This is a genomic window from Desulfonatronovibrio magnus, assembly GCF_000934755.1.
Classification (GTDB): Bacteria; Desulfobacterota; Desulfovibrionia; order Desulfovibrionales; family Desulfonatronovibrionaceae; genus Desulfonatronovibrio; species Desulfonatronovibrio magnus.
The window spans coordinates 745,951-764,089 of sequence record NZ_KN882175.1; the positions used below are offsets into that span (position 1 = coordinate 745,951).

The following is an 18,139-nucleotide window of genomic DNA, read 5'->3' on the forward strand; positions in this document are numbered from 1 at the left end:
CAGGGCGGTCCGGAACCAGACCAGCGATTAACTGAAATGAGTCTTTTTTATGGAAATTTGGAACAGTCCCCTTTCAAAACCATCGCAATAGGGTTTTATCCCCAAAATAACTGTCACATACAATTCAATTTTTACAATTTTCAGAAACTCGCAATGCTCTCCAGCAAATTAACGTATGGGTGCAGCTGTAATGTTACCTTTTTTCTAAATCAGATAAATTTAATTCGCCTTGCAGCAAATAATACCATCCTCAATAGCATAACACCATGTCTCCACCTTTGAATATTGGTTTCTCCGTAAGTTCTCTCATGGTAACGTACTGGAAGGTCAACAATTTTAAGGTTTTGCTTAGCAGCGCCAAAAAGAAGATCAAAATCTCCAAAAGGATCGAAATCTCCAAAAAAAGAACGATTTGCTGCAATTGATCTGTAGCTGCGATTAGTCAAAACCTTGGTGCCGCACAGAGTATCCTTTACAGGCTGGCCAAGAAGCCAGGAAAATGCAAGGCTGAAAAACTTGTTCCCAATAAGATTAAAAAACCTCATGGCCTGATCTTGCATTGGGTAAACTAATCTTACACCATTTATAAACTCCCCTCTACCATCTGCCAGCGCTTGATAAAACCTTAATAAATCTTCAGGCGGAACAGTCATGTCAGCATCAAGGATCATCAGAACATCGCCCGCAGCCTTGCTGAAACCAAGGCGAACTGCGTCGCCCTTGCCTTGTCCAGTTTGGTGATAAAGGCGAATATTTAAGCTTGGATTTTCCAAAATTACACTGTTTATTGCCTCGCAAGTATTATCTGTAGAACCTCCTTCAACAAAAATAATCTCTGTGGAAGAACCGATTGACGGCACTCTTTTGATAATTTCTTCAATGTTGCCAGCTTCATTTCTTGCCGGAACAATCACGCTTACAGACATACTTCTGCCTGTCTTTGTATCAGGAACTTTACGAGCTACAAGAAAGTGGGTGAGATTGAAAAAGTTGAAAGGGAAAAGCTTGGCAAGGTACTTATTGCAAAAGCTGGAAATAAGTGGAATCGGAAGCGGTACAACAATATCACTCAACTTTTTAACGACCTCAAACCCTTCAAGGTGCATAAGATGTCGCAGGTCCTCAGGAGTTAACCAGTTTTGTTTGAGAAGAGGGGTTGCCCATCCCTTTTTCCTGGCAAAGTCCAGAGCAGGCTGCCATAGCCTGCTGAAAACATTCATTACTATTCTGGTTTTGTGGTTGGAAAATTTTGAAATGGTCTTAAATAGAAGCTGAACATCCCAAAGATCATTCAGAATATCGTTCAGAACAATCACATCGAAAGAAGTGTTAAAACATACATCATGCACGTCAGCACAAATAAAATTAATTTCCGGGTGTCTTGCCGTTGCAATTGAAAGCATATTTGATGAAAAGTCCACTCCGACCCCGTAGCTGGGCCTGAGAGAACTTAATAGATCTCCTGTCCCACATCCAAGCTCAAGGACATGCTGACCTGGCGGAATAAGAAAGCGGTAAATTTCTTCAACGCGGGAATGATAGTATCGACCTTTACTTGCTGTAGATTGTTTAGCTACATTATCCCAGTGTTTAATTCTGTATTCAGAGTACTTTTCTCTATATTGATTAATTATCATATCAAAAATTAATTGTCTTGCATGCTATTTAGCAACTTAACGTTTCAATCCTGTAGAAAAAAACAAGAAATTTTTATAACCTTGAAAGAGCAATGATGCCCAAGATCCTTATTCTTCAGCCTTCAGCCTGCAGCCTGAAAAGTAAGGTTATCGCCCCAAACTTAACTATTCTTGTTTAAATTGGGTTGTGGGCACAGCCCGTATTAGATTGTTTTCATGTCAGGAACCTGAATATGAGTTTACAGCCTGAAAAATAGTTATCCTGGTGAAGCCAGAAACCTGTAACGTATGGTTGCCAGTGAATTCCTGTCAATTTCAAAAGGGACAAATTCAATCATTTGCTCTATTTCAACAGGGAGCGGTAGACGTTCTTCTTCAACTTTCTCAATATTCCATCCTGCGCCCAAAAACCATTTTTCCCATGACTTTTTAGTTCCGAAACGCAAATGTGTCACGCACAAAGTGCCAGACGGTGCTTCATCAAAACGTCCTTTAAACAGATCCTTAACTATGGACCAGTGTCCAATATTGGGTACTGAGGCTATTAGTCTGCCAGAGTCTGCCACGCAGTTTCGTAACCTTGAAAGAAAAACCCATGGAAAAGGCAGGTGTTCCAGAAAATCTCCGCATACGATGCGGTCAAAACGAATGTCCTTACCAAAGGGCAAAGCATAATTAGCATCTGCATTTATAGCTAGATCAAGTCTTGGAGATGCCTCCTTAATAATATCATAGCTTTGCTCCACTCCCACCCACCTGAGACCACTGTTCTGTTCTTTACAGGTTGCTGCCATTAAGCCAGCTCCACAACCCACTTCCAGCACATTACCCGTCCAGTCGGTCATGCTAATCAGATCATGCCTGCACCCTGCATCTCCAAGAGATTTAAAGCTGTGAAGCCAGCCGCAACAGAAAATTTGGCACTCAACATTCTTCTCGGCACATAGCCCGGGAATATTTTTAAGCTTTAGATGACCAGGAAATTGCCTCAGCACTTTTCTGGGAACAGCTGCAACGCAAAGTTCAATAGAACTTTCGATATTGACCGTCATCCATTCATTTTCAGCACAAAAAAGAGAGGCATTTTGGAGACCGGAAACAGTAAAATACAATGGAACATCAAGACCATTTCTCCAGGCTGGATTTTGATTGCCCAGTGGCACAGAAATAGTATCCATGGACTTCTCAAGGATTGCTCCAAACCATCTATGCCAGCAATGCTCAGGATACCAGAATTCTGGATCAAAAATAAAAACAGCCTCATTCCATATGGTTTCCTGCAACAACCGTCCGATTGTAAGGTTGCCTGAAACAGTCTCCAGATCATATGGCGGTCTGCCCATTTTCACAGCCAGAATCTGCTCATGACTCAAGTTCTGGTTATCATGAAGAGCAATTTGATACACATTTAACATAACTACTTTTTAAAACTTAAAATTTTACAAAATGATATAAAATCAGCAGATTAGCTGTTCCACTCTGAAAAGCCGCTTAAAAGATCTGCGCATATCCACCTTTCAGGCATTTTCCTGATCCAACTCTCAAGAAAGTCATAAACTGGCTTCAAGGATTCCAATGGATCATCCGAATCAACCTCTACAGGTTCATAACATACCAACTTGTACCTGCCATAGCCCAGATAAATACACACATAGCCACCAAGCAGACTGTTGGTCTCTTTAGCCAGATACCAGGCTCCAAGGGGCATGCGGAAAGAACGGCCAAACAAAGGAATAAATATACTGGATTTTTTTCCTGGAATATCGCCCATTAAAACTACATTATTTCCGTTCTTAAGAGAGTCGTAAAAATAATCCATATCTGTCTCATGGTATTTCATCCTGCCATTCATCAGCTTTTCCATTGCTACATACTTATACTGAAAAAAGCGACGTACTGAAGGATGTATGACAGGATCTTCAATTCTAACTGTATTTACACAATTAATATTTAACCCATGCATGCCCATGAGCACCATTCCCATACAGAAGCTGTCAAGATGACATGATACAAGTACCACACCACGATTTTCGTCATTGCTTCTTTTTATTGCATCAATTCCCTGCACCTCACTTTTTTTCCAAATTGATTGCATGATCTTTCTGCTAAATAAACCTGCCTGCAATTCCTCTCTTGAATGGTGAACAAACCTTGACTTTGTAAGATTATCCAATTGCTGGGGGGTTGCTCCAGGAAAAATGCAGTTCATGGCTTTATGAGTAGCTTTTCTGACAAAGCGCACCCCCGAGGCCTGATTTCTCCAGTCATAATCGTAGTGATAAAGCACCCTCCCCCTTAAATTGGAAAAAAAAAGCCCCATATTCAGGGGCATCCTGGACATTCCCGGAAGAAGATACTCATAGTCAACTGCTTGGATCCAATGGACCAGTTTTTCCTTGAAGGGCATGTAGAATTCCTTTAATGAAAAATTTTAGGCACTTGGATGGATCTGAGTTTCGCTGCCTTACAAGCAACATATGGTGCCAGGCATGATTCCAAAAACCCAGCAAGGCTCTGGCCCCCCCAAGACGGTAGTACCCCTCGGTCATGTTTCTGGCCATATAATAATAACGAAACGGCTCATGCTCGATCCACAAAGATTTTTTTACAAATCTTTGTGCGGCACCTAAATTATGCAGAATCTCTGCCTCGCACACCCACCACATATCGTATCCATGCCGCATAAGACGCAAATGACATTCATGATCAACAAAGTCAATAAAGTAATTTTCCCGAAACCCTTGCACAGAATAAAGCGCATCTGGCTTGTAAAGAGCACCTGAAGTTATGCTTGAATTTACGGGAATAATTCTTTTGTCTTTAATATCACACTTTGCCTCGATCAGCTGATTGTCAGTCCAAATGTATGGATGATGGACGACCCAGGGATATCTGGCGCATTTTGGCGTAGGGAAAAACGTACAGGCGTTGCTGCCCGCTGCCTGCTGATTGTGAGCAGCTCCAAGTAAAATATCAAGGCTTTTTGGAGTTAACAGACTGTCCTGATCCAGCAGAAGCATCCATTTGACTTTTTGTTCCAAAGCAATTTCAAGACCCAGGTTATATGCGGCGGCCACTCCACTGTTTTTTTTTAGACTTACAACTTTGGGCTTGATCGGATGCCGTGATGCCATATCGACGGTTTTGTCCTGCGAAGCGTTGTCAATCACTATGCTTTTGAATAATGTCCGCGGACCAGCCTTAATCAGGGAACCCAAGGTTTGCCCAATGGTTTCTTCTCCGTTAAAGGAAACTATAATAATGAGAACATCCGCAGACAAAAATACTCCTTCCCTGTTGCTTTTGATCCCTCAAGGATTTTTGTTCGAAATACCAATCTCGGTGCATTCTCGCAAATACTATAAAAATAAAGCGACATTTTGTGTTGATTTTTGCCACGGTCACCGGGGACAGGCTCTTGCTCCTGCTCCAGTGATCAGGTGGATCATTTTGTTTTTTGCCAGAACACGCCTGTCCAGTCCACGGGTATAATTTCATCTTCTATTCCATTTCTGCGGCGGTAGTCGTGTACTGCCTGACTGCAGGCCTCTACAGCTCCATAATCATCCACAATCAAAAAACCTCCTGGAGTTAATTTAGGGTAAAGATTGTCCAGAGCATTGACTGTTGACTCATAAAGATCACCATCTAACCGGAGTACAGCCAATTGCTGGACTGGTGCCTGTGGCAGACTGTCCTTGAACCATCCTTTGACAAACTTGACTTGGTCATCCAGCAGTCCATATCTGTCAAAGTTATCTTGAACTTCTGACAGTGAAACCGCCAACTCACTGAACTGATAAAGATCAATACCCTGATCATGAGGATAATTATGCAAATCTGGCCGTGGAAGGCCTTCAAATGAATCAGCAACCCATACAGACCTGTTTGTTATACCATAGGCTTTAAGAAGGCCTCGCATAAAAATAGTTGCCCCTCCCTTCCAGACCCCTGTTTCCATGAGATCTCCTGGTATATTATCCATAAGCACCTTTTCCACGCAAAATTGAATATTGTCAATTCTTTTCAAACCAATCATGGTATGTGCGTCATCAGGCCAGTCCTTCCCTTCATCACGAAAGTCATATCCAATTTCTTCAGTAGGACGAAAATAAATCGTATTGGTCAAACATCGCTTTAACAAATCAATGTAAAGTTGCCTTGTGAAGTTATCACTCATTTAGTTTATCCTTGTTGATTTCCCAGTAATGATCCATCCACAGCATACCATATTCTGGACGCTCACTCACTACCGATACCGGTCCCATCCTTTTTTCATGCACTATACGCATGGCATTAACATCAGTAATCATGACCCTTATCCAAAACACTCCCTGTTGCAGGACAATGCACGGCAGAGACAGCCTGAAACACTGCTGATCAGAAAAAAAAAGTCCTTCAGGAACACTGTCTCGACTGATTGATGAAAAAATTGCCTTGTCATCTGCAGCTTCAAACGTAACCGAAATATGCCCCTTGAATGAGTCAACAACACTCTTTGTGCGAATATTGACTGTAAACGAAGAAAACTGTTCAACTGAATTTACATCCCTGATTTCATTGCTTTCTGTCTCTATATCTTTTATCAGCACCTCATTAATCTGAATAGAAGATTCATGACAACTAATGTTACTGATCGCCTGCTCCATATGTGATAAATAATCTGAGACAATCCTGCTGGCATTGCAAGCGGACTTAATTTTTCCCTTTTCCATCCAGATTGCTTCCTGACATAACTCATTAATCAGGTACATGCTGTGACTGCATAAAATTATAGTTTTTCCTGCCTTTCTAAATCCACGCATTCGTTCAATGCATTTTTCCTGGAACCGCTGATCACCAACGCTTAAAGCTTCGTCAACCACCAGGATATCAGGATCAACGCTGGTAGCAATCGAAAAACCCAGGCGGACAACCATTCCTGAGGAGTAGGATTTTATGGGCCGGTCAATAAACTCTCCAATATCAGCAAATCCAATGATGTCCTTTTCTCTATATTTGATCTCCTTTTCAGTCATGCCCATGAGCGAGGCATTAAGATAGATATTCTGGCGACCGGTCAACTCTTGATGGAAGCCTGCCCCAAGTTCAAGCAGCGCAGCTACACGACCATTAATTTCAATATTTCCACCTGAAGGATTCAACGTCCTCGCCAGAATCTTTAGCAAGGTGCTTTTTCCGGCACCGTTTTCACCGATTATTCCCAGTGTTGAGCCGGGGACAACGCAAAAGCTTATCTCTTCGAGGGCGCTGAAAGCCTTATGCATGGGCTTCCTGCGTATCGCCTCCAGGATACGATGCACCGGCTTTTGATAAAACCGGTATACCTTACTGATATTATCTGCTTTGATTGCATACATGTCAGAATAATAAAACCAGGAAAAAAACTGCAAATATAAGCACGAGGTTCATATAAATCAGGCAGCTTGAACTTCTAAACGCTTAACACGAACTACAAGGTCGTCAATTATAACCTTCTGAGACAACGCCTTTTCCAAATCCCCTCTAAGCTTGGATACCTCAAAAAAAGTAGCATCCATCCGAGCATTAACCTTGTCAATACGTTCCGTATTTTTCATGATTTCGACCTTCAGTTCTGAGCGGACTTCATCTATTCGGGCACCAAGCTCTGTACGAGTTTCATCTATGCGCTTGTTGGTTTCATCAATCCGGGCACCAAGCTCTGTACGAGTTTCATCAATGCGCTTGTTGATTTCATCAATCCGGGCACCAAGCTCTGTACGAGTTTCATCAATGCGCTTGTTGATTTCATCAATCCGGGCACCAAGCTCTGTACGAGTTTCATCTATGCGCTTGTTGATTTCATCAATCCGGGCACCAAGCTCTGTACGAGTTTCATCTATGCGCTTGTTGGTTTCATCAATCCGGGCACCAAGCTCTGTTCGGACTTCATCTATGCGGGCACCCAGCTCTGAGCGGACTTCATCTATGCGGGCACTAAGCTCTGAACGAACTTGTTCTATAGACTTCCTGATCTCCCTAAGATCAGTTTCTATGGAACTCTGCCTTGCAGAAATTGATTCAATGGCCACCCTGAAGCCTGACAGCTCTCCGGTTACTGACGCTCTGAACTGAGCAAACTCCTGCTTCAACTCTCCCAGAATCACATCTCTCATTTTTTCGATTATCTTATCCATATCCATATAGACAACCTCCTGAAAAAAGCTTGGGGAAAATGTACAAGTGATCTGTATATTACCAATAAACCTTACAGCACATCGCCAAAACCGGGCTTAACCCTGGCAAAAAACAGGCTGCCAACTATATAGGCCAGAACAGCATACAATACAACTATAACTATCGACAGGACCTCCAAATTATCAGCAATCAGAACGTCCCTGTATAGGCTGATAAAGGCATGCATAGGATTAAGCAGTATCAGAGATTGAATGTTCTCCGGCACCATTGACAGAGGATAAATGATCGGGGTTGAAAAAAACCAGACCATGAGAATAAGCCCCGTCATTTCCCTGATATCCCTGAGATAAACACATGCAGAGGCAAATAACATTCCTACGCCCATTGTAAACAGTGTCTGAAGAGGCAAAATTAAAAATAGCAGAACCCACGTACTGCTAATAAATCCTTGTGATGCAAGAAAAATAAGCAACACAGCAAGTCCAAAACCATTAATAATCAATGAACTTACAACCGATGTCAGCGGCAGTAGCTCCACCGGAAAAATCACTTTGGTCACTATTGAAGCATTATCCAGAATCGAGCCTGTAGCCTTGCTCATACTGTCCGCAAAAATCAACCATGGCACGAATCCGGTCACAAAATACACAAAAAAGCTGTCTGTGCCTGTTTCTTCAACTGTTACACTTATTCTCAGCACAATGGAAAATACAAACATATAAACGAGCATAGTTGCCACTGGAGTTATAAGAGTCCAGGCAATACCAGCAATGTTCCCGGCAAATCTACCCCTTATTTCCCTTGATACAAAACTTCTCAGAAGATTGTTATAACGAAAAACCATTAAAAGTGGCAACAAAATTCTTTCTATCATACTGAGTTTACACTAACCTGATGTTAATTATTAATTTTTCCATCCGGAAAGCCTTCTATTTGTTGATTAATACTATCGGCTATGAGTCCTAAAGCCTGATTGTTTCTTTTGCCCGGGAATCCAAACTGTTATTAAAAAAAATACCTGATTTAACTTTATGAATAGCCGGTAGCTGTAGGGGTTGATGCAACCAGTGAAAAAAGGAGCATAACGCTTTTCTAAAAATTCAACTGCAGACAGTCCCCCTGCCAAGCTGTAAAATCGGATTTAAACCCAGAATAGCCATGAGATCCAATTCAGTTAAAAATTTTGCTGAAACGCCCTATGCTCAAATGTAAAAGCAACCAGAAACTGAATACTTTTAGCAAATGTGTTATCTACCAATGAATACCAAAAAAATATATACCAAATGACATCTCGAAAACTAAATGAAGCCTCAGATAAATCAAGCAAAAAAACAATATGCACGATTAATTGTTAAACAGCTTTCTGTCCTAAATAAGCAAAACACTAACTTTTTGACATTTTTGTACAATAAAACACAGTTCGAATTTTTGAAAAATTTATCAGGATTGACAGCGACATCTTGTGTTTATTTAAGTCTCGATCACTGGGGGCACACACCTTGAGACCCACTTGAACAGTATTTTTTTTTAAAACCCAGCCATCCATGAGCCAAGTGGATACTTGATGATCCAGTCTTCGAGTAAACCTAAAGAGCTAAACTATTTATATGTATTGTATTTTAACCGACATAATCATTAAAAAATATGAACTGATGAAATATCCGCTATTTTACATATAAAGGAATTGACTTGCGTTTTGTTGCTTGATAAATTTAAGAAATTTTAAAAAGCACTAAACTTATTTTACTAAAATTAATTATTTCATTTTTCGTAACTATTCACCAGGGAGCATTACGCGTTTCTGAAAACTGTAAATTTTAGTTGTGTGTCACAAATATTTTCAGGCTTGTATCTGTTTAGAGCTCTGCATGTGGCATGGGGACTGGCTCTTCCAGGACCCACTTGCCCCAAAAAATGAGATATTTTAAGCACAAAATGATGCTCAAGTGGGTCCCGGACTACCTGTACCCTGCTTTCCTTAAAAGCGCTAAACAGATACGAAAATAAAAACAAGCAGTTTTCGCACAGATCATTGGATAATCAAAAGCAGTTTTTTAGCAAATTTATTAAAGGAGGAATCATGTATAAATCAATTCAGGTTTTGTTGATAACAATAGTATTGTTATCTTTGTCAACCTTTGCCCAGGGTTTTCATCCTTTTCCTGACACCGGCCAAACCAGGTGCTATGATGATGAAAATGAAATTACTTGTCCGCAGCCCGGCCAGCCTTTTTACGGCCAGGACGCCCAGTACCAGCCCCGCATACCCAGATCCTACACCAAGCTTGGTCACGGAGGTGCTATTCTGGATGACGCTGCTGCCCATGTGGATAACGGTGGTCCGTGGATTATGACCAGAGACGATGTCACCGGCCTGATCTGGGAAGTCAAGACAGATGATAATAAAAGCGATAGATACAACTGGAATGATGCCCAGGACTCATTTATCAGCAATTTGAACCAGGAAGAGTATGGAGGCTTTTCAGACTGGCGGCTGCCGGACGTCAAAGAGTTGTCATCGTTAATTAACAGCGGTACACACGCTCCGGCAATAGAAAAATTTTATTTCCCGAATACCGCTTTATCAACCAGCTACTGGTCATCTACTGACTATACTTTCAGCCGAAATCAAGTATGGCTTGTTCAAGTGGATGGCAATGCACATTGTAACTATATTACACACAGCTATATGGTACGGGCTGTTCGGGCAGGACCGCCGCAGCAGCAGAATTTGACAGACAACCAGGACGGTACAGTGACGGACTCGGCGACCGGCCTGATGTGGCAGAAATGCACCTATGGCCAGACCTGGGATGATGGCCAGGGCACCTGTACAGGCAGTGCTGCATCACTCGACTGGCAGCAGTCCCTGGAAGCGGCCGAAAATCTGGAACTGGCCGGACATGATGACTGGCGTCTGCCCAATCGCAACGAATTGCAGTCCCTGGCGGACTATTCACGCCATGCCCCGGCTATTGACCCAATGCTTTGGGATAGTACAGAGCTGGCCAACTACTGGTCTTCAACTACCCGCGCCGACTTTACAGACAGCTCAATGATCGTCGATTTTAATTTTGCTCGCATTGATACCCGATCAAAGTCGGACAATAACCATGTTCGTGCAGTACGGGATGATGCGACTACAGGACAGTACGGCTCCCTGACAATCTTGATTGAACCCTCAGGAGCACGGGACGCAGGCGCCCAATGGCGCAGAACCGGGACAAGCAAGTGGTTCAGCAGCGGATTTACGGAGACAAATGTGCTAATCGGTTCACATACAGTGGAATTCAAGGTAATTGGCGGATGGATTACTCCTGAGGGTATCACGGTTAGTATTAGTGAAGGCGAAACCACTACAGCAACAGGAACTTATATTTCCACTGAGATGCCAGTTGCAGGAACACCGTCCTTCATTGATGTCCCATCCACCAGCACCACCGGCAACTATTCAGTTGACTGGGGAAGCTCAGTCACCAGAGAAGTAACTTATGTCCTGGAAGAGGCAACCAATTCTTCCTTCACTTCCGGACTGAGCATTGTCTACACCGGCACAAACTTAGTTGCGCCAATAACTGGCAGGACAGATGGAACTTATTATTACCGGGTCAAAGCGACTAAGGAGGGATATGAGGACAGTAAGTGGGTAGTAGGTAATAATGGCTGTTTGGTAAAAGTTGGAGACAACGACATTGTTGTTACCCCAATTAGATCAGAAACTATCACATTCAGTGACTTTATCAATACAGGGAGAAACATAACCTGGATCAGGCTTTGGACTGGCAGTCAGGTCAATGGAAAATATGTTGGCAGCTATGTCAATACCAATTCTTTTAATACATTCGGAGATGGCTGGATTGAAGTTGTAGATATGGAAAAACTAAAACTGGATTTTGCCCAGTTTGAGAACACTATTCTATACCTGCTTCCATGGTCAGCCAACTCCTCACATAGTTGGCAGAAGTTTGAAGTGGACTTTCAAGCATCAAACCAGGTCAAAAATTCTGTAAACATGAACATCACAATGGATACTTACGCAAATGAAATAATCAAAGTTGAAAACACTGAAAATGGAAGTCACTGGCTCCAGCTTTGGACAGGAAATATTCAAAATGGCCGTTTCGTTGGCAGTTATATTCTAACCCAACATCTTAACATCTTCGGTAATGGTTGGGTGGAGGTTAGACACCTGCCGGATCTGGTCATTCCAAGTGAGGCTCTCAAGGCTGGCAACAGTCTCTGGGTAAGGCAATCCAGTCAATCCCATAATACTGGAGGATGGGTTGATTATGGGTGGATTGAGATTGTTCAAGATACTTTGCCCTTTTTTTCCTCATTGACGAGTCTTGATACTGCTCAGTAGTTTGCCTCGATTTACTGCGCACATTGTCTTTAAAGATATAGTCATATATGCTCATAGGAATTTGAGTTACAAATTTGCGCAAGTGCAGGTCATAGATCAACAGCCCGTTTTCGCCTTAAAGCGAGAACGGGCTAACTTGTTTAAGTTAAAATAATATTGACTTTAATATCATGCTAAACAGATGTTCGCTTCTTTCAATTTTACTTATTGTTGATCTGCGTAGTCTACTACCACTACAGCGACATTTTGTGTTAATTATTTGGGCACCCGGGAAAATCAGTCTCGAAGATGACTAAACTTTGATGTCGAAAAAGAGCAGCACCCAATTAAAGTCCCCTCACCCGAATATTTTCTGGTGAGGGGATTTGTTCTGTATTTGATAAATAAAGACTTTTATCAATGAAACCCAGCATGATCTGTTGTAGTCAAAGTCATGTTATCTTCCCTTTTAGCTGGAATTGAAGTCTATTCATACTGTTTAACAGACGGTGATGGGTATTATTGTGCAAATGGTAGCCAACTTTCAAGTGATCCTAAGTCGTAAACCTCCCCATCCTGATCGATTACCCATAAGTGATCTAAATAAGTAGCTATATAAATATTAGTTTCATGATAATATCTGTAAAATATTTCTTCCACATATTTAGTTTGCTGAGGTGCGGGTGAAAAGAGATCTCGGTAATTGGATTCGAGCCAGTTAAAAATGAGATCAGATGATTCAGGAATATAAATCGCAGTAATTTCTTTTATTTTACCTTGTTGAACTGTTACTGTTTTCACTCCTGGATTTAACCATCCTATAACGTTCATAAATTCTATACTATAAGAACCGGGTGAAAGTTTGTTTTCTATTTCACCTGAAGCTTTCCAGTCACTTGTACCGGTGCGTCTCCAGGCAGCACCTGAATGGGCTGCAGAAGGTGGCTGAATATTAACTTTTATACTCCCTGTGCTTGGAGTGGGAGAAGATGAAGGCATGATGCATCTGCCAAAAAACCACACTCCTCCTTTAGAAGTACATTCTTCTGGATCTGATGGCGCAGGACTGGGACTTGGACTGGGTGATGGAGTTGGAGTTGGAGCAGGAGTTGGAGTGCTGCCAGGTATCCTAACAGTATAACTATAGACTTCAGATACAGGTCCCCATTCACTATTATCGGAATTATATCCAGCAAAACGCATTTTGAGGTTATTGGTTTTGCCTGCATCACCTGGAGTATTCAGAGTTCCTTTTGGTCCAGTAATCCTAAAAAGAGATTTGGTTGGATCATCTGGCTCTTTGCCGTCTAAAGAGTATGAATAATAAATATGCGTAGAGTTTTCACATTGAATTTCTAAAGATTTTCTATCATCAAAAGAGCCTGATGGTGGATCAACAATTACCTTTCCAGGAACTAACGAAGTGCCCTTCATTGAGTAATAATGTACTGCAGAAACTACTCCATAAGGTTGTTCTTCGTTGTTGGCATTATAGCCAACAAACTGAACAGCAACCTTTTTATGAACTCCTTGCGTGGTGCTAAGCGGCAAAGTATTAGATGGGCCGGTTTTGTACTCAGCCCAGTCTTTATAGCTACCAAGCTGATCAGGGTCAGGATCATCAGGCACCCCGCTGGAGGATGTTTTTTCTACAATATTATAAAAGATCTTTGTAGAATTATCAGATGATATGCTCAAGTTAATGGAGTTGCCATCGACCTCAGTCGACCCAGGTTCAACCTGGACTGCCTCAGCAACTAACGGCCGCAAATCCAGCCTGTACTCACGCGAAGTAACACCACTCCAGCCCTCTTCATTTTTTGCCCTGAAGTTGAATTTATCTATCCTGTACTCCCCAGATTTAGCATCTATCTTTAAGCTGCCTGAAGACCCAGAAATACATTTATCATCCTCTCCTGGTTGTCCTGGATCCTTGGGTACTTCAGGAATACTATCTGCACCAGTACCCGTAGATTGCGTATAGCAAATTTTGTCAGCACCTTGAGATGAAAACTCTATGGTGATTGGTGAAGTTGTGCTGCTATGATTGGCAGTAACCCTTGGAGGTGCTGGAGGTCCCATCACACCTCCTGCGCACCATTTTAAAAAAGGCTCTTTATCAATAAAAAAACCATATGTCAGGCTGAGAAGCCTTTCTTTTTGATTGAAAATATTGAAATACAACCAGTTGCCATCTGGATCTCCTATAAGACGATCAGGATTGGTTATATTCATCAGTGCATAGGTTTCACTTCCACCGGCTCCTACCCTTATAACATTATCTTCACGTGCCTGCTCGAATGATCTGACTGGATATAGTGGCGGGATCGTATGTGTGTATTCTTCGTAATGTGGCGGATAATCACCAGGAGGAGTTCCATACCTCACAGCAACCTTAACGTTTCCGCTTCCCATCTTAATAGGCACCAACACACCAAAATCAAGCAAGTGCGGTGGAACAAAAAATTTCTGATACTGAGCTGTCGGCTCTGAAAAACTACCTACTTGATACCTAAAACTAACCCGACCATTCTCTGCGTCTTCACACATACTTTGTTTAGAATTTACCTGATAATACTTTGCATCAGAAGCATTTGCTTTGAAAACTACAAATAAGAAAATCAAAAACAATGTCAGTAAGAATACTTTCAATTTCTGTGCGCTCATGCATATCTCCTGGGTTTAAACTTTGTTCATAATATATAAGTCTAAAAATTTTCTGGATAAATTTGTTAAGCCCTGCTATAAGCACCCACAAGCTGAGAGTGGTACCTCTCAGTATCCATTCAGCCACTGAGCAAGAAAAATAAGGCAATAAGCATGTCAAGCAATTTATATACCAATTACCACGCAAAACAAGATGATTTTATGGAAAACTATCACTTGTCATGCAGTGATGAAAAAAATAACAACTGGTACTGATTTGATCAACAAGATTAATTGGAATTGGTAATCCCAAATTATTTGAATCTACACCTTGATATTGGCAAGACATATTCATGGATTATTTGACCTGCATCCCCCGCCATAACCAGCAAAAAACATCGTTTTCCAGAGGATTACCAATCAGAAAGCCTGCATGATAATGGAAAATAATTGCCCTTTAATTAATGTATGCTTTAAGGTCAAATAATCTGAGATTTAGGTTAAAAAATCGTGGAACTTAGCAATTAATGGTGTCTATAAAATAGTTAGAATAGTATTCAGAAGAAAGCAAAAATTTATGGAATAGATAAGTTCATAAAAAAATAAAAGCCCAGCGATTGCTGGGCTTTATTAAGTTATTTCAAAATCTAAAAAAAGTATCTTATGTTGATGGTGTAAACCTTGCGTACTGATAACCAGGCAGATTTGTCCAATCGCCTGTTACTGGACTTATACCTTGCACTTGTCGCTCACTGTAAAATGCATTCATCATAGAGAAACCGCCTTCTCCGAAATTCATAACAAAGGGTATTACAGGAGCACCAAAGTATCGCAATGGATCACCAGAGAGATTAAAATCTTCTGATGGCCCGTTAGGAAGTGTATACCTGACCCAGCCTTTTTCAAAACCTGATACAGCTGGTGAAAAGAAATCAAGCTCATAGGGGAAATGATTTGCATCAACTGGTGCTGGAGAAAAAATGGGCGATACGCCTGTTCTTCTTATCTCTTTCTGATCATATAGGTCAGTCTCGTATCTTACTCTTACTGCGCCCCATGTACCAGTTGCAGCATTAAAATCTGTAGGAACAAAACCTACGTACTCACTCAACCAGTTTGCAGTTCTGCATTCATCTAAATCAAGCCTAGTATATTTTGTAGGGAAATTAAAGAAATGAAAAGTATTTCCCTCGTCTCCATAAATATAAGGCATACCAATATCGTTTCTGGCCAAGGCAGCTTCAACTTCATGCAAATTATTATTAGCCATATCGCCAATAACTGTTTCTGCAAGACCTTGCGGTTGTCTAATTAAATAATCCTTAAAGGTAACTGCGTTTAGTGCACTAGACCATCCGAGCAAGGGTGATTGAATCTGCATGTTGCCAGCTAAAATATTAGTTGGCCATCCAAGAAGGTCAGCTGCTCTTGGCACAAATCCAAAAGCTGCGTCAGGCGCATCAACTGTTCCATCCCCAACATAAGCCTCAAAAAGATCAGCTTTCTTAACTGGAGCGCGGGTTAGATTGACATTATCCCCACCAATAACAACATCATTAGGAAAAACATGGGTCAAAAACACCTCGACATATCCGTAAATCTGAGCATCATCGCAAACACTTACCAAGGGCTGCTGCATGGGAGATTCAGGAGTAGCAAATGTTGGCTGGGTGCTAGTCAGGGAGCTGTCATCTTCTGAATAGATCACAGGTTGTCCACCACTCCACATCAGATATCCTTCCCAGACATCAGTTGGAGTCAGGAAGATAAAAAAGTCGAGCAATTCTTGGCTCCACAGGGGTGAACGAACTACAACCTTAGCAATAGCGGACATGTCATTCCTGGTATTGGTCACCTGCAACTTGGTATGAAATCCTTCAAAAGCAAAATATGCAGGAAAAATCATCAGGTCGCCTTTGCCATTGTTTGCTATACTCACATGGTCAGTATAGGTATCTGACCAAGCTGGGGCGCTCATGACCATAAACGCGGCCACAAGTGCAATAGTCTGAAAAAATCGTTTCATAACTTTCTCCTTTTACATTAATAATTAAAATATCTGTTCCCTTGCCTTCTAAAAAAAATTGTTCCACCTTTTGCAAAAAAAATCAAGCTATTCTTGCTCACCTCCTTAAGAAATATTTGATTATAGATTTTGTAACTTTATGCAAATACTATGCTATCCTGCAGAGAAGGGAAATACTATTGGATCTCTGATTATATGATACCAGTCTCCATTAACTTGTACCCACCTGTCCGAAAAGGATATTTCATGCTGTCTGCCTTCCCTTGCAATCTTGATAATACAAATAACTTGATACTTATATTCAGTTATTTTTTTAATTTCATTAATACTAATTTCAATCAGTGATGCCTGTGAGCGTGCAAGATAATTCCTGTAAGTTGAGGGACTTGCCATAAACTGAAAGTGTGGAGCTTCCATGCTCCATACATGGCTGGATTCTCCTGCAAACCTCTGATACCAGTACTCAGCAAACCTTTCCGGCAATATATCGTCAGGCCACTGCATATTCCTTGACTCATCAGTTTCTGCATAAACAATACTAACTTTATCCAGATAATCAACCACCGGATCTTCTAACTCATCCTTGCCACAACCTGACATAAGAAACGCCCAAGTGAGCAAAACAAGTACTGATAATTTTATTTTATTCATATATTTGAACTTCATGCTTTTTCTTTAATTCATCATAAATTGCGCCAGCCAGTCTTCCTCTCTGTGATTCAAGGATATGCATCTTAATCGCTTCCTTCAATGCACTGTCAAGAGGCAGCATATCCGCATCACCCCAAGGCCCCTCAAGAAACTGGGAGGGGTTAGACCTGTAAAATGAAATTATGACCTTGTCATCTACAGGATAGTTTACTATTTTTTCAGCAAGAAAGGCTTCCGCAAGCCCTATATCATTGATCAGGGAAAGACTGACTGGATCTTCAGAATCATAACCCCAGTGCTCAACGTTTACTTCAAGCGGTTCCAGTCCGGAAGCTACAGCTTCTTCAGCTAATATCTTGAACCTTATGGCCTGAGATAGATACTGATCTTTAGAAGTGCTGAATCCGCTTGCTGCGTAGTACTCTTCAAGGACTTTAAGATAGTCTTCAGTGACTTCAAATGAATCTCCTGACGCAACTACTCTGCTTTGAGCATTTGATAGTCCTGATAACATCAGGGTAGTGCCTAAGGTAAATAGAGATATAGTGAATATGAACTTTGATATTCTTGACAATTTTTCCCCCATTAAGAATTCAGAAATGTTTACACTATTGAATTCCATGATGTCAAGACAAACATTGGCTCAGTAATGCTGTTACTTTCCTGTTTGACTTGACT

The 18,139-nt window shown here is 41.3% G+C and carries 13 protein-coding genes; 1 reads left to right on the forward strand and 12 read right to left on the reverse strand.

Annotation, left to right across the window (positions count from 1 at the left end; genetic code table 11):
- Positions 1-209 precede the first annotated feature (209 nt).
- From LZ23_RS15170 to LZ23_RS15205, 8 genes are all read right to left on the reverse strand, one after another.
- Complete coding sequence (locus LZ23_RS15170; protein WP_045215349.1) at positions 210-1,637, reverse strand: glycosyltransferase; 1,428 nt, start codon at positions 1,635-1,637, stop codon at positions 210-212.
- 257 nt (positions 1,638-1,894) lie between these two features.
- The gene (locus LZ23_RS15175) at positions 1,895-3,052 is read right to left on the reverse strand and encodes a class I SAM-dependent methyltransferase (protein ID WP_045215351.1); all 1,158 of its coding nucleotides are present in this window, start codon (positions 3,050-3,052) and stop codon (positions 1,895-1,897) included.
- A gap of 50 nt (positions 3,053-3,102) precedes the next feature.
- The gene (locus LZ23_RS15180; RefSeq protein WP_045215352.1) at positions 3,103-4,044 is read right to left on the reverse strand and encodes a lysophospholipid acyltransferase family protein; all 942 of its coding nucleotides are present in this window, start codon (positions 4,042-4,044) and stop codon (positions 3,103-3,105) included.
- Positions 4,001-4,918 (reverse strand): glycosyltransferase, encoded by a 918-nt coding sequence (locus LZ23_RS15185; RefSeq protein WP_045215353.1) that lies wholly within the window; start codon positions 4,916-4,918, stop codon positions 4,001-4,003. Before LZ23_RS15185 ends, LZ23_RS15180 begins: the two co-directional genes overlap by 44 nt.
- Before the next feature lie 164 nt (positions 4,919-5,082).
- Positions 5,083-5,817, reverse strand: coding sequence for a TylF/MycF family methyltransferase (locus LZ23_RS15190; protein ID WP_045215354.1), 735 nt, complete (start codon positions 5,815-5,817; stop codon positions 5,083-5,085).
- Entirely contained in the window at positions 5,810-6,904 is a 1,095-nt protein-coding gene (locus LZ23_RS15195) for an ABC transporter ATP-binding protein (protein WP_198146007.1), read from the reverse strand. Before LZ23_RS15195 ends, LZ23_RS15190 begins: the two co-directional genes overlap by 8 nt.
- 150 nt (positions 6,905-7,054) lie before the next feature.
- Positions 7,055-7,795, reverse strand: coding sequence for a hypothetical protein (locus LZ23_RS22815; RefSeq protein WP_232300506.1), 741 nt, complete (start codon positions 7,793-7,795; stop codon positions 7,055-7,057).
- Between the two features lie 71 nt (positions 7,796-7,866).
- Complete coding sequence (locus LZ23_RS15205) at positions 7,867-8,670, reverse strand: ABC transporter permease (protein WP_045215355.1); 804 nt, start codon at positions 8,668-8,670, stop codon at positions 7,867-7,869.
- 1,206 nt (positions 8,671-9,876) lie between these two features.
- On the opposite strand from LZ23_RS15205, the gene LZ23_RS15210 reads away from it, so the two are divergent.
- Positions 9,877-12,159, forward strand: coding sequence for an Lcl C-terminal domain-containing protein (locus LZ23_RS15210; protein WP_045215356.1), 2,283 nt, complete (start codon positions 9,877-9,879; stop codon positions 12,157-12,159).
- 498 nt (positions 12,160-12,657) lie between these two features.
- Here the strand turns inward: LZ23_RS15210 and LZ23_RS15215 are convergent, their stop codons facing one another.
- The 4 genes from LZ23_RS15215 to LZ23_RS15230 all read right to left on the reverse strand — a co-directional run bounded on the left by LZ23_RS15215 (position 12,658) and on the right by LZ23_RS15230 (position 18,035).
- The gene (locus LZ23_RS15215) at positions 12,658-14,805 is read right to left on the reverse strand and encodes a hypothetical protein (RefSeq protein ID WP_045215357.1); all 2,148 of its coding nucleotides are present in this window, start codon (positions 14,803-14,805) and stop codon (positions 12,658-12,660) included.
- Positions 14,806-15,445: 640 nt separating this feature from the next.
- Positions 15,446-16,810 (reverse strand): hypothetical protein, encoded by a 1,365-nt coding sequence (locus LZ23_RS15220; protein ID WP_045215358.1) that lies wholly within the window; start codon positions 16,808-16,810, stop codon positions 15,446-15,448.
- Between the two features lie 153 nt (positions 16,811-16,963).
- Positions 16,964-17,461, reverse strand: a complete 498-nt coding sequence (locus LZ23_RS15225; protein ID WP_157493244.1) for a hypothetical protein — start codon at positions 17,459-17,461, stop codon at positions 16,964-16,966.
- Positions 17,454-18,035, reverse strand: coding sequence for a hypothetical protein (locus LZ23_RS15230; protein WP_157493246.1), 582 nt, complete (start codon positions 18,033-18,035; stop codon positions 17,454-17,456). The genes LZ23_RS15225 and LZ23_RS15230 overlap by 8 nt, the downstream gene beginning before the upstream one ends.
- Between the last annotated feature and the right edge of the window lie 104 nt (positions 18,036-18,139).

Excerpts from the sequence above, each read along its gene's own strand:
- LZ23_RS15170 (WP_045215349.1), bottom strand. The coding sequence starts at position 1,637 with ATGATAATTAATCAATATAGAGAAAAGTACTCTGAATACAGAATTAAA.
- LZ23_RS15175 (WP_045215351.1), bottom strand. The coding sequence starts at position 3,052 with ATGTTAAATGTGTATCAAATTGCTCTTCATGATAACCAGAACTTGAGT.
- LZ23_RS15180 (WP_045215352.1), bottom strand. The coding sequence starts at position 4,044 with ATGCCCTTCAAGGAAAAACTGGTCCATTGGATCCAAGCAGTTGACTAT.
- LZ23_RS15190 (WP_045215354.1), bottom strand. The coding sequence starts at position 5,817 with ATGAGTGATAACTTCACAAGGCAACTTTACATTGATTTGTTAAAGCGA.
- LZ23_RS15195 (WP_198146007.1), bottom strand. The coding sequence starts at position 6,904 with ATGCATAAGGCTTTCAGCGCCCTCGAAGAGATAAGCTTTTGCGTTGTC.
- LZ23_RS22815 (WP_232300506.1), bottom strand. The coding sequence starts at position 7,795 with ATGGATAAGATAATCGAAAAAATGAGAGATGTGATTCTGGGAGAGTTG.
- LZ23_RS15205 (WP_045215355.1), bottom strand. The coding sequence starts at position 8,670 with ATGATAGAAAGAATTTTGTTGCCACTTTTAATGGTTTTTCGTTATAAC.
- LZ23_RS15210 (WP_045215356.1), top strand. The coding sequence starts at position 9,877 with ATGTATAAATCAATTCAGGTTTTGTTGATAACAATAGTATTGTTATCT.
- LZ23_RS15215 (WP_045215357.1), bottom strand. The coding sequence starts at position 14,805 with ATGAGCGCACAGAAATTGAAAGTATTCTTACTGACATTGTTTTTGATT.
- LZ23_RS15220 (WP_045215358.1), bottom strand. The coding sequence starts at position 16,810 with ATGAAACGATTTTTTCAGACTATTGCACTTGTGGCCGCGTTTATGGTC.
- LZ23_RS15225 (WP_157493244.1), bottom strand. The coding sequence starts at position 17,461 with ATGAATAAAATAAAATTATCAGTACTTGTTTTGCTCACTTGGGCGTTT.